Here is a 14,621-nt window from a genome sequence, read left to right on the forward strand (position 1 = left end):
CACCAATTTTCGCTTTACGCCGCCTTTTCACGGCACGTCAAGGCTGAGGACAACGGATGGCACTCGGTGCCGTCGCAAGGATCGCCCTGGGAGAGGACAGCCCGTGCCACACCAGCCTCAGCACCGGACGTTGACGGACGCCGTACGCTCCGGCGTGGAACGCCATCCCGAGCGTGCCGCGTTCGTGTACCTGCACGAGGACGGCCCGGACATGCGGCCCGAGCAGCTCAGCTACGCCGAACTGGACCGCCGCGCCCGCCTGGTGGCCACCCGGCTGCGGCACGCGTCCAAAGACCCCTCGCGTCCGGTCCTGCTGCTGTACCCGCCGACCCTGGACTTCGTCACGGCCTTCCTGGGCTGCTTCTACGCGGGCCGCACGGCCATTCCCGCGCCGCTGCCCGACGAGCCGGGCGAACGGCTGGCCCGGGTCCACGGCATCCTGCGGGACGCCAAGGTGGGCGCGGTGCTGACGCTCCCGGAGTACCGGCAGGCCATCGGGGCCTGGCTGGTCGCCGCGGGAGAACAGGACGTGCTGTGCCTGGCGACCGGCGGGGACGACGACAACACGGCCGACCCGGACCTGTGGTCCCCGCCCCGCGTGCGCGACACGGATGTGGCCTTCCTCCAGTACAGCTCCGGCTCCACCAGCGAACCGAAGGGCGTCATGGTCACTCACGCCAACCTCGCCGCCAACGAGGAGGCCATCCGCACCGCCATGGTGACCCCGCAGGGCGTGGTGGCCGGCAGCTGGCTGCCGCTCTACCACGACATGGGGCTCATCGGCATGACCCTGCACCCGCTGTGGATGGGCGGCACCAGCGTGCAGATGTCACCGATCGCCTTCATCAAGCAGCCGCACCGCTGGCTGCGCATGATCCACGACTACCGGGTCGAGGGCACCGCCTCCCCCAACTTCGGCTACGAGCTGTGCACCCGCCGCGTCACCGATGAACAGTCCGCGGACCTGGACCTGTCCAGCCTGCGGGTGGCACTCAACGGAGCCGAGCCGGTACGCGCCGAGACCCTGCGCGCCTTCGTGAGCCGCTTCGCCGCCAACGGGCTGCGCCCGCAGGCCGTCCTGCCCTGCTACGGCCTGGCCGAGAACACCCTGCTGGTCTCCAGCGGGGACACCGAGGCCCCCCACCTCGAACTCACTGTGGACGCCCGCGCCCTGGAGCAGGACGAGCTGCGGCCCGCCCGCAGCGACCGGCCCGCCCGCACCCTGGTCGGCTGCGGCCGGCCCAAGGACACCGAGGTGCTCATCGTGGATCCGGTGACCCTGAAGGTGCTGCCCGGCGGCCGGGTCGGCGAGATCTGGCTGCGCGGCTCTTCGGTGGCCGTCGGCTACTGGAACCGCAAGGAACTGACCGCCGAGACCTTCCGGGCGGTGACGGCGGACGGCCGCGGCGGCTGGTTCCGCACCGGCGATCTCGGAGCCCTGCTCAACGAGGAGCTCTACGTCACCGGTCGGATCAAGGAGATGCTGATCCAGCACGGCCGCAACCTCTACCCGCAGGACATCGAGCAGGCCGTACAGGAGTCCGGGGAGTCGCTCCGGCGCGGCGGCGGCGCGGTGTTCACCGTCACCGACGAGGCGTCCGACCGCTCGCACGTGGTCGTGGTGCAGGAGCTGCGGGCCCGGGCCCCCGAGGAGCACGACCTGGCTCAACTCTGCGCCTCCGTCCAGGCCCTGGTCAGCCGTCAGTTCCAGCTGCCCGCCGTGAGCGTGGTGCTGGTGCGCCCCGGCGCGATCCGCAAGACCACCAGCGGCAAGACGCAGCGCACCCTCATGCGGCAGCTCTTCCTCGACGGCAGCCTGTCGGTGCTGCACCAGCGGCTGCAGCCCGCGGTCGCCGCCCTGGTCACCACCACGGAAGCGGCGCCAGAGCCCGCCGCCACCCGCCGTTGAGATCCGCAGGCCTACGCCCCTCAGAGAGAGAAACACCATGAGCATCGCCCCCGAAACCCGCGACGCCCGTCCCGCCGAGCCCATGGACCGGCCCTCGCCCCGCGACAACGCACCCGGCCTCGAACTGTGGCTGACCGAGCGGGTCGCCTTCCATCTGCGCAAGGCGGCCGAGGACATCGACCCGGACACCCCCCTCGCCGACTACGGCATCGACTCCGTCGCGGCGATCAGCATCTGCGGCGAGATCGAGGAGAAGTTCCGGATCCCGGTCTCCCCCACGATCGCGTACGACTTCCCGACCGTCCACGCGATCGCCACCCATCTCACCGAACGCCTGGCCGACCGGGCGACGGACGACGAGGACCCGTCATGACCGTGCGCGAGCCGATCGCGGTCGTCGGTCTCGACTGCCGTTTCCCCGGCGCCCGCGACGCCCAGGAGTACTGGGCCCTTCTCATGGACGGACGCGACGGCACGGGCCGGGTGCCCGAGCAGCGCTGGGACGCCGAGCGCTATCACGCCGTTCCCCCGTCCGCTCCGCAAAGCGCCCGCGAGGCCCGGCCGCCGGGCCGCAGCAACACCGTGCGCGGCGGCTTCATCCACGACCCCGACGCCTTCGATCCCGCCTTCTTCGGGATCGCACCGCGCGAGGCCGCCGCGATGGACCCGCAGCAGCGGCTGCTGCTGCAGTGCTCGTGGCGGGCGATCGAGGACGCCGCGATCGCACCCCAGGACCTGGCCGGAACGGCGACCGGCGTATTCGTCGGGGTGATGGCCAACGAGTGGGCGTATCTGGCGCTCAAGGACTACGACACGATCACCGCACGCTACGGCTCCGGCAACGGCTACTTCATGGGCGCGAACCGCGTCTCGTACCACCTCGACCTCAAGGGCCCCAGCCTGGCCGTGGACACGGCCTGCTCCTCCTCGCTCGTCGCCGTCCACCTCGCCATGAACTCGCTGCGCTGGGGAGAGTGCGACCACGCCCTGGTGGCCGGCACCAACCTGATCATGACGCCGGTCATCAACATCTTCTACACCCAGGCCGGCCTCTCGGCGCCCGACGGCCGGTGCAAGCCGTTCAGCGCCGCAGCCGACGGGATCGGGCGGGCCGAAGGCGTGGCGGTGCTGATGCTGCGCCGGCTGAGCGACGCCCTGGCGGACCGTCAGCCGGTGTACGCCGTGCTGAAGGAGACCGGGAGCAACCAGGACGGGCGCAGCAACGGCATCACCGCGCCCAACCGCTGGGCGCAGGAGCAGCTGATCGAGTCCGTGTGGCAGCGGGCCGGGATCACCGCCGACGACATCGGGTTCATCGAGGCGCACGGCACCGGCACCCTGCTCGGCGACTTCATCGAGGCGCAGGCGCTCGGCCGACTGACCAGCGGCCGCAGCGGCGGCAGCGTCGCGCTGGGCTCGGTCAAGAGCAACTTCGGGCACGCCGAAGGCGCGGCCGGCATCGCCGGGCTCATCAAGGCCGTCCTCGCGCTGCACCACCGCACGGTGCCGCCGAGCAGGTTCGCCCACGACGAGAACCCGAAGCTGGACCTGCCCGGACAACGGCTGTCCCTGCTGAAGTCGCCGCTCAGGCTGCCCTCCGGCACGGTGCACGCCGCGGTGAGCAGTTTCGGCATGGGCGGCAGCAACGCCCACGCGGTGCTGGCCTCCGCGCCCCGGGTCGTCCACCGGACCCGCCCCGGCGCACCGGGCGTGTTCACCGTCTCCGCCCGCGGGCCGGAGCGGCTGCGCGCCAATCTGCTGGCCCAGGCGGACGCCCTGTCCCGCCGTCCCGGCGACCAGCTGGCGCAGCTGTGCTGGACCAGCAACCGGGTCAAGTCCCGGCTGCCGCACCGGGTGGCCGTCGCCGCCGCCGACCTGCCCACGCTGGTGGCGGAGCTGCGCAAGGCCGCCGAACGCGGCGACGAGAGGGGGGCCACACGCCGTGCGGCGCCGTCGGTGGCGTTCGCCTTCACCGGGCAGGGCGCACAGCACCCCGGGATGGCCGCGCAGTGGTACCGGTCGTGCCCCGCCTACGCACTGCACTTCGACGAGGTGGACAAGCTGCTCGCCCCGCACACCGGACAGTCCGTTCGCGACCTGATCCTCGACGGCGACCCGGAGATCCACCGCGCGCGCCTGGCCCAGCCCGCGCTGTTCGCGGTCGGGTACGCGATGGCCGCCACCCTGACCGAGGCCGGGATCAAGCCGTCGTACGTCATCGGGCACAGCATCGGCGAGTTCGCCGCCGCCTGCGTCGCCGGAGCGCTCGACCCGGCGGACGCCGCCCGGCTGGTCGCCCGGCGCGGGGAGCTGATGGAGACGCTGCCCGAGGACGGCGGGATGCTCGCGGTGGCCCTGGACGCCGCGGAGGTCGAGCCGCTGCTGGCGGGGCGGCAGCGGCTCGGCCTGGCCGCCGTCAACGGCCCCCGCCGCACCGTGGTCGCCGGAGACCTCGGCGAACTCACCGCACTCAAAGCGGAGTTGACCGAACGCAAGGTGGCCGCCCGGCCGCTCACGGTCTCCCACGCCTTCCACTCGCCGCTGATGCAGCCCATGGTCGAGGAGTTCCGCCGCGCCTGCGCGGACGTCTCCGACCGGCGCCCGAACCTTCCGTTCCTCTCGACCGTCCACGGCCGGGAACTCACCGGCGACCAGACCCTGGACGCCGACTACTGGGCGCGGCAGATCACCGCGCCGGTGCGGTTCGCCGAGGCCGCCCACGCACTGCTCACCACCGACATCACCCACGTCGTGGAGATCGGCCCGGCCTCGGTGCTCACTCCGCTGCTGGCCCGGCTGCGGACGGCAGCCGGCTCCACGGCGAGCCTGCACACCGCGCATCCGGGCGAGCACGCCCCCGGCCACCGGCCCCAGCAGCTGTTCGGCGAGCTGTGGTGTGCGGGCCTCACACCCGACTGGGACGTGCTGTACACCGAGTCGGACCGGCTGCCCCGACGACTGCCGCCCTATCTGTTCGACGAGTCGTTCCGCGCCTGGCGCTCCGGCTCCGCCCCAGACCGTCCGGAACCGTCCGTGCCCCCCACCGGCGCGGACGCCGCGGTACCGCCCCTCACGGACCGCGGGGAATCGTGTCCGCCGACCCCCGCGGGGGAGCTGCCGGACTCCCTCGCCGCACTGGCCCGCCGTCTGGTGTGCCGGGTCGGCGGACACGACCCGGACCTGCTGCACGACGACACCCGGCTCCATGAGGACCTGGGCTTCGACTCGATCCAGGCCATGGAGCTGAAGACCCGCATCGAGAGCGAGCTGCCGCAGCTCGGCACGCTCCCGGTCGAGGAATTGCTGGAGAGCATGCGCACCGTCGGCGACCTCGTCCGCTATCTGCGAGACCGCGACCTCGCCGACGCCGCCGTGACCCTGACCCCGGAAGGAACCGGCTGATGACCGCTCCCACCGCACACCTGGCCTCGGTCGGCACCTGTCTGCCCGGGGAACCCGTGGACAACGCGACCCTGGCCAAGTTCGTCGGCGTCGACGAGACCTGGGCCGAGATGTTCATCGGCAACACCAGCCGCTACTTCGCCGTCGACCTGGCGACCGGTCAGGTGCGGTACAGCCTGGCCGACATCGCGGCGACCGCCGCCGACCGAGCGCTGGCCGAGGCCGGTCTCGGGCCGAGCGACATCGACTGCGTCGTCATGGGCACGGCGACCCCGGACCATCTGATGCCCGCCACGGTGAACCTGGTCGCGGACCGGCTCGGAATCGACAACGTCCCCACCTATCAACTCCAGTCCGGCTGCGCCGGCGCCGTGCAGGCCCTCGACGTGGCCCGCACCCTGCTGCTGGCCGGGCGCTGCGCCACCGTGCTGGTGATCGGCGGCGACGTGTGCGCCAAGCATCTGGAGCGGGACTTCGACCCCGGCAGCCGGACCTCCGCCGAGCTCGTCAACTACGCCCTCTTCGGCGACGGGGCCGGCGCGGCCGTGCTCAGCACCGACCCGCTGGGCACGGGGATCGCCATCCGTCAGGTGCTCAACCGACTGGTGGGCCTGGGCCGGGAACCCGGCCAGATCATCGACTGGTTCGGACTCGGCGACCGGCACAGCGACCGTCCGGCGGTCTCGGAGGACTACAAGGCGATCGAGGAGACGGTGCCGCCGCTGGCCCAGCAGATGTTCTGGGAACTCCTCGGCGACCTCGGCTGGGGCGCCGACCAGGTGGACTTCCTGTTGCCCCCGCAGCTCTCAGGGCGGATGAGCGACCGTATCTCGGCGGCCATGCCCGCCCCGGGCGCCCGACGGATCAACGTGGTGCGCACCGTCGGCAACAACGGCAACGCCCTGCCCTTCCTCCAGCTCGCCGAGCTTCTGAGCCAGTGGGACGGTCCCGGGCGCGCCGTCGCGGTGGCCGTCGAGTCCAGCAAGTGGATCAAGTCCGGTTTCGCCCTGGAGCGCTCATGACCCAGGCCCAGCACCGGATCCCGAGCCCCGACTCCACGGCCGCCTGGCACGACCGGGCGTCCCTGGCCACCCTGCGCGACCTGTACCGCGCCGGCAAGCTGGCGGCGGAGTACGGCTCGGTGCGGGCGCTGCTGTCCCGTATGCCCCGGGCCGATCTCCCGGCGGCGGGCCAGTTGCTGGCCCGACTCGACCTGGAGGAGGTGCGCCGCCACGTCCCCGACGCGCCGGTGGTCTCCGTGCCGGTGACGGGCGAGTCCACGGTGGCACCGGTGGTGGGGCCGCTCACCGCCGAACTGGCCCGCCACGGGCTGCTGCTGGACGCGAAGGTCGCGCCGTACGGGTCGTATCTGCAGGACCTGATGCGGCCGGCCGGCACGGCGCAGGACGCAGACCTGATGCTGTGCGTGCTCGACGCGCACACGGTCCTCGGCGACCTCACCGTTCCCTGGCGGGCCGAGGACGTCGAGGACGCGGCGCGGGCCAGGCTCGCCCTGATCTCCTCCGCCGTACGCGCCCATCAGCAGGCCGGTCGCGGTCTGCTCGTGCTCAACACGGTGCCGCTGCACCGCCACGTGACCCACCAGCTGGTCGATCTGCGCTGCCGAGCCCGGCTCGGCGCGGTGTGGCGGGAGTTCAACAGCGGGCTGCTGTCGCTCGCCGCCGAACACCCGGGCGTGGTCGTCGTGGACCTCGATCCTCTGATCGGCGAGGGCGTGCCCGCGGGTGAACCGCGCGCCGCCCAGTACGCCCGGGCCCGGCTGTCCGAGCCGCTGCTGGCCGCCTATGCCCGGGAGGCCGCCCATATCGTGCGCGCCCGGCTGGGCCGGACCCGCAAGGTCCTGGTGCTGGACCTGGACGGGACGCTGTGGGGCGGCGTGCTCGGCGAGGACGGGCCCGGCGGCATCGAGCTCGGCGCCGGGCTGCGCGGCGAGGCCTTCGTGGAGTTCCAGCGGGTGATCCGGCAGCTCGCCTCCCAGGGGGTGCTGCTCGCGGTCAGCAGCAAGAACGACGCGGACGCGGTGAGCCAGGCGCTGCGGACGCATCCGGCGATGGTGCTGCGCGAGCACGACTTCGTCCACGTGAACGCCAACTGGAAGGCCAAGCACGACAATCTCCGCGACATCGCCGAGCGGCTCGGACTCGGCCTGGACAGCTTCGTCTTCGCCGACGACAGCCTCTTCGAATGCGGGCTCGTCGGCGAGCAGTTGCCCGAGGTCGCCGTGGTCCGCGTCGACGACGAACCCGCCCTGCACCCCGGCGCGCTGCTGGCCGACGGCTGGTTCGACCTGTTCGAGCTGACCGAGGCCGACCTGGAACGGGCGGACCGCTACCGCACCGAGGCCCGACGGCAGGAGTTCCGCGAGGACGTCGACTCCTACCAGGCCTATCTCGACGGACTCGGTCTGGAGGTCACCCTCCGGCCCCCGGACGAGTCGGAGCTCGCGCGGGTCTCCCAACTCACCCTGCGCACCAACCAGTTCCACCTGGCCACCGAACGACTGGATGTCCCGCAGGTGGCGGACCGGATGGCGCACCCGGGGAGTTACGTGATCGCGGTGCACGCCCGTGACCGGTTCGGCGACCACGGCCTGGTCGGCGTGCTGTTCCTGCGCCGCGACGGGGAGGTGCTGCGCATCGACAACTTCGCCCTGAGCTGCCGTGTGTTCGCCCGGGGCATCGAGAGCGCCTGCGTGGCCGCGGTGCTGGAGTTCGCACGCGACACCATGGCGAAGGCCGTGGCGAGCCGCTACCTGCCGTCGCCGCGCAACGCCGCCTTCGCCGCCTTCTACGCCGACCAGGGCTTCACCCCGGTCGGCACCGACCCGGACGACCCCGACGCCGTCTTCTTCCGGCACGACCTGCGCGACATCGCCCCCGCCCCCGCCCATCTGCGGCTGCACGCCACGTTCGGGCCCGACGACGGAGACCGCACATGACCACCGCCCTCGCCGGCACGGCGGAATTCCGCACGCTTCTGGAGGAGGAACTCGGCCTGTACCTGGAGGAGGAGGACCTGGACCGGCCGCTGGACGACTTCCCCGACTGGGACTCGGTGCTGCTGCTGCGCCTGGTGACCGTGGTGGAGGGCGTCGTCGGCGGGCGGATCCCGGTGGCCGATCTGCTTCAGGTGCGGACGTTCCGGCAGATGCACCAGGTGGTGACGGATCGATGACCAGTCCCGCGACGACCGACTCCGCGCCCCAAGAAACCGACGTCTGCCTGCACTTCCACGCGCTGTTCCTCGACACCCGGCTGGACGTGGTCTGGTCCCCCGGCCTCGGCAGGCGGATCCGGGCCGGTCTCGCCCGGCTCGTCACGGGCCGCGGCGACGGACCGGTGCCCCACGCGCCCGATGCCCCGGCCCGTTTCCCGGAAGAGAAACCGCAAGAGAAACCGGAAGAGAAAGGAGTGGCCCGATGATCCCCGTAGCGGAGCTGCGCAGGTTCGCCCTCCCGCACGCGTACGCCCAGGGCATCCCCGGCGATGTCATCCACCGGGTGACGGGGAGCCTGGGCGAGAAGACCGAGGACGAGGGCGCCTGGACCCACGCGTGGTCGTCGCTGGCGATGGCGGCCGAGGCACGTGGCCGCGATCTGGACGCGGTCCGCTACTACGCGATGGCCCGCTTCCCGTACGTCGACGGCCCGGACCGGCTCATGGCACAGCAGGCCTGTGTGGCGGCCTTCGACCGCTGGCGCAAACGCGCTCGCGGCATCACCCGGCTCGATCTGCCCTTCGAGGACAGCGGCTTCGCCTGCTGGGCCACCGGCCTGTCCCTGCGGAACAGGCTCCCGCTGATCCTCGTCGTCGGCGGCATCGCCGGCGTCAAGGAGCAGTGGGCGCCGGTGCTCGCCGAGTCCGAACGGCTCGGCGCGGCCGTCGTGGTCACCGAACTGCCGGGGGTCGGCGAGAACTCCCTCACCTACGGAACGGACAGTGTGCGCATGCTCACCTACCTCGTCGATCTGCTCGGCCGTGCCGCCGACACCTCCCGCACCTGTGTCGTCGGGCTCGGCTTCGGCGGGCATCTGGCCCTGCGTCAGGTGTTGGACGACGATCGCGTCCGGGGACTGGCCACCGTCGGGGCGCCGGTGCGGGACTTCTTCGTCCGGGCCGCGGACCGCACACCGCTGCCGCGTCTGGTGAGCCTCACCCTGTCCCATCTGACGCGCACGCCGGTGGACCGGCTCCCGGCCGCCCTGGCCGACTGGGGCCTGGCCGAGGAGCGGCTCACCGAACTGCGCGCCCCGGTCGCCTGCGTGTACGGCCGCGACGACGAGGTCGTGCCGTACTCCGACGCCCAGTTGCTCGAACGGACCGTGGCGCGGCTGCGGTTGGTGGAGAACGACACGCTGGGCGGCCGGCCCGAGCAGGCCGCCGAGACCCGGCTGTGGCTGCTGGCGCAGGCGCTGCGGATGGCGGGCACAGCGGGTGCGGTGCGCCGGGCGGCCTCGGCCCGCGCCCGTGTCCTGCGCGCCCGCCGCCGTCTGACCGGTGCGTCGGCCGGAGCCCCCGCATGACCTCCACCACTGCCGTGTCCTGCCTGAGCCGGGCGCCCCGTCCGGACGCCCGGCTGAGGCTGTTCTGCTTCCACCACGCGGGCGGCGGGGCCTCGTTCTTCAGCTCCTGGGCCGCCCGCGTCCCGTCCGGCGTGGATGTGCTGCCGGTGCAGTTGCCCGGGCGCGAGGCACGCTACCGGGAACCCCGCTTCCAGGACGCCGGGGAGCTCGTGGAGGCCCTCGCGCGGGATCTCGCCCCCTGCCTCGACGAGGGCCCCTGGGCGGCGTACGGCCACAGCATGGGCGCCCTGGTGGCCACCGCCCTGGCCACGGCCCGGCTGCGCGAGGGAGGCCGCGGCCCCGAGGCACTGTTCCTCGGCGCGTACGCGGCCCCGCATCTGACCCCCACGCTGCCGGCGCCCGACCGGTACGAGGACCGCGAACTGGCCCGTCTGCTGGTTGACTTCGGCGGCCTCGACCCGCAGTTCCTGGAGCGGGAGGACTGGCTGCGGGTGCTGTTGCCCATCGTCCGGGACGACCTGCGCATCTGCGCGAGCCACGCCCGGGCGGGGCTGCCGGACCCGGACGACGAACGGGCCCGGCTGCCCCTGGTCGTCGAGGCCTTCGCAGGCATCGACGACCCGCTGGTCGACCCGGCGACGGTGCAGGCCTGGGAGCGGTACACACGCGACTTCCGGATGGCCCTCGTCCCCGGCGGCCACTTCTTCCCGCGCGCGGAGCCCGGCCCGTTCTTCGCCCGGCTCAACCGCTCCCTGGCCCGGCTGCTCGGGGAGCCGGCACCGGCCGGACCACCCGCGGCACCCGGCTGATCCGCCGCGCGCTGTCGTCAGCGTTCTTCTCGTACAGCGCGCGCTGCTCCTGTATGCCCGGCATGACCCACAGCGGCCGGGCCGAGGAGTCGGCGAAGCCGAGCCCCGGGCTGTCGGGCCGAACTCCGGTCAGGGTGAGGGCGAAGGGTGCCAGATAGTCGATGCCGCCGTCCGGGGCGAGCCGGAACGGGCGGTCGTGGCCCGGGTAGATCACGTCGGACACGTCCAGGATCCGCCCGATGCTGCGCTCGGCCTGGTCGGCGTCCCAGAAGACCAGGGGGTTGCGCCCGGTTTTGGCGACGTACGCGAAGTGCAGGGCGTCGCCGGTGATCGTGGCGCGCCCCGCCTCGGTGTCCACCACCAGGCCGATGCTGCCCGGCGAGTGGCCGGGCAGACCGATGACGTCGACGCCGGGGATGATCTCCTCGCCGTCCATGACCTCGCGGACAGGGAGCTGCTCCAGCAGCAGCCCCGTCCAGGCGGGCGTGGCCCAGTCGTTGGCGTGCGGGGTGTGCGCGTACCGGCGCTCGTCGGGGTGGAGGACCAGGGTCGCCCGGGGGAACAGGTCGATGTTCTGCACATGGTCCCAGTGGGCGTGGGTGAGGACGACGGTGTCGATGTCGTCGGCGGACAGGCCGTGGTCGGCGAGCGCGGTCCACAGGAAGGGACGGCGGCCGACGTGGGCGGCGTCGACGAGGATGTTCCGGGGCCGTCCGGCGGCATCGGGGCCGCGCACCAGGAACACTCCGCAGAAGGCGGGATAGCCCTGATCGGTGTCGAGGCCGAAGCCGGGCAGGAGGATGTCGATGGTCGGCATGGAACTCCCTTGCTCCATGGGCGGGTTGCCCGTCGTCACTGGTCCGGGGTGTGCTGTACGGCCGTGCGGAGGGCGTCGAGGCTCTCGGGGTTGACGAGTGTGGACAGGTCGCCGGGCTCCCCGCCGGTGACCACGTCACGGATGAGGCGCCGCATCACCTTGCCGTTGCGGGTCCTGGGCAGCTGGGGCACGGCGATCACCCGGCTGGGCCGGAACGCGGAGCCGAGCGCGTCGGCGACCCGTGCGCGGATCCGCTCGCGCTCCGGTACGCCGAGCGGCCCGTCGGCCGCCGGGACCGCGAAGCACCACAGGGCCTCGCCCTTGACGGGGTGCGGGATGCCGACCGCGGCCGCCTCGCCGACGGCCGGGTCGCCGAGGACCGCCTCCTCCACCTCGGTGGGGCCGAGGCGTTTGCCGGCCACCTTGATGACGTCGTCGAGCCGGCCGTGGACGAACCACTCCTCGCCGATGCGGGAGACGAGGTCCCCGTGCGACCAACGGTCCGGCCTCCGGCCGAAGTAGGCCTGGGCGAACCGTGCGCGTGACCGCCACAGCCCCAGGGTCATGCCTGGCCACGACTGCCGCACCACCAGCTCGCCGACCTGGCCTTCGGGCACCTCGGCGCCCGAGGCGTCCTCGACGGCCGCGTCGATGCCCAGGCACGGGCCCGCGAAGCCGCAGGGCGACTGGGGCAGGGTGGGCGCGGAGGCGAGCAGGGAGCCGCCGACCTCGGTGCCACCGCAGATGTTGATCACCGGGCAGCGTTTGCCGCCGAACTCGGCGAAGTACCAGTGCCACGCCTCCTCGGTCCACGGTTCCCCGGTGGAGCCGAGGATCCGCAGCCGGGCGGGGGCCTCCGGGTGGCGCCGGTCACGTCCCATCAGCGCGCGGGACAGGCTGGGCGAGCTGCCGAACACGGTGACCTCGTGCTCGTCGAGCAGCCGCCATAGGCGGGCGGAGTCCGGATGGTCGATCGCGCCCTCGTACGTCAGGACGCAGGCACCGGCGAGGGTGGCGCCGACGGCGACGAGCGGGAACATGATCCAGCCGGGGTCCGTCACCCAGCACACGACGTCGTCCGGCCGCAGATCGAGGTTGTACCGGGTCTCACTGCCCACTTGCGCCGGGAAGCCGCCGTGGGTGTGGACGGCGCCCTTCGGCCGGCCGGTGGTGCCGGAGGTGTGCAGCAGGAGGAAGGGGGTGTCGGCGGCGAGCGAGACGGTTCCGGCGGGCTCGGCGGCGGCCAGATCCTGCCAGGTCGTGTGGGCCGGTCCGGTGCTCGTCCTGTCCGGCAGGACCACGAGATGGCGTACGCACGACACGTTCTCCAGCGCCCTGCGGGCGGCGCTCTCCATGTCGTGGCGGCGTCCGTGCCGCACGGAGGCCGTCGCGGTCACCAGGACCCGGGGCTCGGCGTCGGCGAGCCGGACCGCGATCGCCTCGGCTCCGAAACCGGAGAACAGCGGTACCAGCACGGCGCCGATGCGCGCGCAGGCGAAGAGCAGCACGAAGGCCTCGGGCCCCGGGGGCAGATACGCGGCCACCCGGTCCCCGACCGTGACCCCGAGCTCGCGCAGCCCGCCCGCCACCCGGGCGCTGTCGGTGGCCACTTCGCCGTAGGTGAGCACTCCGCGCGCCCCGTCCTCCCGCTCCCAGCGCAGCGCGGGCGCGTCACCGCGCCCCTGCCGTACCTGGCGGTCCAGGCAGGAGCCCACGAGGTTGGTGCGCCCGCCCGGGAACCACCGGGTGAACGCGATGCCACCGCTGTCGTCGCGGACGCGCCGCGGGGGCACCTGCCAGACGATGCCGATGTCCCGCACGGCCCGCTCCCAGAACCACTCGGGGTCGGCGACGGACCTGGCGTGCAGGGCACGGTAGCCGCCGTCGACGCCGTGCTCGCGGCAGAAGGCGGCGATGTTGCTGTGCTCGGTGTGCTCGCGTGACGGATACCAGGCGTATGCGTTCATCGGACCGCGCTCGGGTTCTCGATGAGTGCGGCGATGCCCTGGCCGCCGCCGATGCACATGGCGATCACGGCGAACCGGCCGCCGGTGCGGCGCAGTTCGTGCGCCGCCTTGAGCAGCAGCACCGCCCCGGTGGCGCCGATGGGATGGCCGAGAGCGATCGCGCCGCCGTTCGGGTTGACCCGGTCGGGGTCGAGTTTGAGGCCGTCCATGACGGCGAGGACCTGGGCCGCGAACGCCTCGTTGAGCTCGATCACGTCGATGTCGTCGAGGGTGAGGTCGCCGCGGTGCAGCAGGGCCCGGATGGCGTCGGTGGGGGCGACGCCCATGATCTCCGGTTCGAGGGCCGTGACCGCCACGTCGCGCAGTCGGCACAGCGGTGTGGTGCCGGGGTCGAGGTCAGCGCTGCGCATCAGCAGGACGGCCGCGGCACCGTCGTTGATGCCGGCGGAGTTCCCGGCGGTGATCGTGCCGTGCTGGGCGAACACGGGAGGCAGGGCGGCCAGCTTCGCCACCGTGGTGCCGGGCCGGGGATGTTCGTCACGCTCGACGGTGCCGTCCGGGGTGTCGAGGGGGATGATCTGGTCCTGGAACCTCCCCTCCCGGACGGCGACGGCGGCCCGGCGCTGGCTCTCGGCGGCCCACCGGTCCTGCCGCTCCCGCGAGATGCCGTACCGGTCCGCCACCACTTCGCCCGTCATGCCCATCGGGTAGTGCCCGAAAGGGTCGGTGAGCAGGGAGAGGGTGCCGTCGACGGTGGTCGCTCCGGGCACTTCGTCGGCGGCGCGCTCGCTGTAGTCCAGCATCGGCTGACGGGTCATCGACTCGTTGCCGCCGGCCACGATGAGGTCCGCGATGCCGAGGGTGAGGCTCTGCGCGGCCGACCAGACCGCCTGAAGACCCGATCCGCACAGTCTGTTGACGTTGTACGCGGTGGTCCCCACGGGCAGTCCGGCGGCCAGGGCCGCCCGCCGGGCGTTGAAGGCGTCGGGACCGACCTGGCCGACGCAGCCGAGGACGACCTCGTCCACGGCGTCGGGTTCCGTCCCGCCGCGGGCGACCGTCGCCTGGATCACGAGGGCGCCAAGACGGTGGGCGGGGATGGAGCTCAGCGCGCCCTTGTACCGGCCGATCGGGGTGCGGGCCCCTTGGACGACGGCGATGTCTACGGGCATCT

The 14,621-nt window shown here is 72.8% G+C and carries 12 protein-coding genes; 9 read left to right on the forward strand and 3 right to left on the reverse strand.

The features are described from left to right. The first annotated feature begins 103 nt into the window (after positions 1-103). From H4N64_RS19205 to H4N64_RS19245, 9 genes are read left to right on the forward strand one after another with little or no spacing between them, the layout of a single operon-like run. On the forward strand, positions 104-1,909 hold the full coding sequence (locus H4N64_RS19205) for an AMP-binding protein (protein WP_186283592.1): 1,806 nt from the start codon (positions 104-106) through the stop codon (positions 1,907-1,909). 37 nt (positions 1,910-1,946) lie between these two features. Then, a complete protein-coding gene (locus tag H4N64_RS19210) occupies positions 1,947-2,282 on the forward strand; it encodes an acyl carrier protein (RefSeq protein WP_260859802.1) in 336 nt (111 codons plus the stop codon). Beyond that, positions 2,279-5,311, forward strand: coding sequence for a type I polyketide synthase (locus H4N64_RS19215; protein WP_186283593.1), 3,033 nt, complete (start codon positions 2,279-2,281; stop codon positions 5,309-5,311). Before H4N64_RS19210 ends, H4N64_RS19215 begins: the two co-directional genes overlap by 4 nt. Then, positions 5,311-6,333: a 3-oxoacyl-ACP synthase III family protein gene (locus H4N64_RS19220; RefSeq protein ID WP_186283594.1), complete on the forward strand. Its 1,023-nt coding sequence runs from the start codon at positions 5,311-5,313 to the stop codon at positions 6,331-6,333. The genes H4N64_RS19215 and H4N64_RS19220 overlap by 1 nt, the downstream gene beginning before the upstream one ends. Beyond that, positions 6,330-8,270: an HAD-IIIC family phosphatase gene (locus tag H4N64_RS19225; protein ID WP_186283595.1), complete on the forward strand. Its 1,941-nt coding sequence runs from the start codon at positions 6,330-6,332 to the stop codon at positions 8,268-8,270. Before H4N64_RS19220 ends, H4N64_RS19225 begins: the two co-directional genes overlap by 4 nt. After that, positions 8,267-8,506 carry a phosphopantetheine-binding protein gene (locus tag H4N64_RS19230; RefSeq protein ID WP_186283596.1) on the forward strand — a complete coding sequence of 80 codons (240 nt, stop codon included), beginning with the start codon at positions 8,267-8,269 and terminating at the stop codon, positions 8,504-8,506. The genes H4N64_RS19225 and H4N64_RS19230 overlap by 4 nt, the downstream gene beginning before the upstream one ends. Continuing rightward, positions 8,503-8,754, forward strand: a complete 252-nt coding sequence (locus H4N64_RS19235; protein WP_186283597.1) for a hypothetical protein — start codon at positions 8,503-8,505, stop codon at positions 8,752-8,754. Before H4N64_RS19230 ends, H4N64_RS19235 begins: the two co-directional genes overlap by 4 nt. Further along, positions 8,751-9,854, forward strand: a complete 1,104-nt coding sequence (locus H4N64_RS19240; RefSeq protein ID WP_186283598.1) for an alpha/beta hydrolase — start codon at positions 8,751-8,753, stop codon at positions 9,852-9,854. The genes H4N64_RS19235 and H4N64_RS19240 overlap by 4 nt, the downstream gene beginning before the upstream one ends. Then, positions 9,851-10,663: a thioesterase II family protein gene (locus H4N64_RS19245; protein WP_186283599.1), complete on the forward strand. Its 813-nt coding sequence runs from the start codon at positions 9,851-9,853 to the stop codon at positions 10,661-10,663. The genes H4N64_RS19240 and H4N64_RS19245 overlap by 4 nt, the downstream gene beginning before the upstream one ends. On the opposite strand, the gene H4N64_RS19250 is transcribed toward H4N64_RS19245, so the two are convergent. The 3 genes from H4N64_RS19250 to H4N64_RS19260 are packed head-to-tail and all read right to left on the reverse strand — an operon-like array spanning position 10,596 to position 14,619. Continuing rightward, positions 10,596-11,480 carry an MBL fold metallo-hydrolase gene (locus H4N64_RS19250; protein WP_186283600.1) on the reverse strand — a complete coding sequence of 295 codons (885 nt, stop codon included), beginning with the start codon at positions 11,478-11,480 and terminating at the stop codon, positions 10,596-10,598. The two genes, H4N64_RS19245 and H4N64_RS19250, sit on opposite strands and share 68 nt — an antisense overlap. 35 nt (positions 11,481-11,515) lie before the next feature. Next, the gene (locus H4N64_RS19255) at positions 11,516-13,447 is read right to left on the reverse strand and encodes an AMP-binding protein (protein WP_186283601.1); all 1,932 of its coding nucleotides are present in this window, start codon (positions 13,445-13,447) and stop codon (positions 11,516-11,518) included. Continuing rightward, a complete protein-coding gene (locus tag H4N64_RS19260) occupies positions 13,444-14,619 on the reverse strand; it encodes a thiolase family protein (RefSeq protein ID WP_186283602.1) in 1,176 nt (391 codons plus the stop codon). The genes H4N64_RS19255 and H4N64_RS19260 overlap by 4 nt, the downstream gene beginning before the upstream one ends. Positions 14,620-14,621: the final 2 nt, after the last annotated feature.

The sequence above is a fragment of the Streptomyces cupreus genome (assembly GCF_014257025.1).
Classification (GTDB): Bacteria; Actinomycetota; Actinomycetes; order Streptomycetales; family Streptomycetaceae; genus Streptomyces; species Streptomyces cupreus.

Bases quoted from the DNA above. Each gene is read 5' to 3' on its own strand.
- H4N64_RS19240 (WP_186283598.1), top strand. From the start codon at position 8,751: ATGATCCCCGTAGCGGAGCTGCGCAGGTTCGCCCTCCCGCACGCGTAC.
- H4N64_RS19230 (WP_186283596.1), top strand. From the start codon at position 8,267: ATGACCACCGCCCTCGCCGGCACGGCGGAATTCCGCACGCTTCTGGAG.
- H4N64_RS19215 (WP_186283593.1), top strand. From the start codon at position 2,279: ATGACCGTGCGCGAGCCGATCGCGGTCGTCGGTCTCGACTGCCGTTTC.
- H4N64_RS19245 (WP_186283599.1), top strand. From the start codon at position 9,851: ATGACCTCCACCACTGCCGTGTCCTGCCTGAGCCGGGCGCCCCGTCCG.
- H4N64_RS19260 (WP_186283602.1), bottom strand. From the start codon at position 14,619: ATGCCCGTAGACATCGCCGTCGTCCAAGGGGCCCGCACCCCGATCGGC.
- H4N64_RS19225 (WP_186283595.1), top strand. From the start codon at position 6,330: ATGACCCAGGCCCAGCACCGGATCCCGAGCCCCGACTCCACGGCCGCC.
- H4N64_RS19210 (WP_260859802.1), top strand. From the start codon at position 1,947: ATGAGCATCGCCCCCGAAACCCGCGACGCCCGTCCCGCCGAGCCCATG.
- H4N64_RS19220 (WP_186283594.1), top strand. From the start codon at position 5,311: ATGACCGCTCCCACCGCACACCTGGCCTCGGTCGGCACCTGTCTGCCC.
- H4N64_RS19255 (WP_186283601.1), bottom strand. From the start codon at position 13,447: ATGAACGCATACGCCTGGTATCCGTCACGCGAGCACACCGAGCACAGC.
- H4N64_RS19235 (WP_186283597.1), top strand. From the start codon at position 8,503: ATGACCAGTCCCGCGACGACCGACTCCGCGCCCCAAGAAACCGACGTC.
- H4N64_RS19250 (WP_186283600.1), bottom strand. From the start codon at position 11,480: ATGCCGACCATCGACATCCTCCTGCCCGGCTTCGGCCTCGACACCGAT.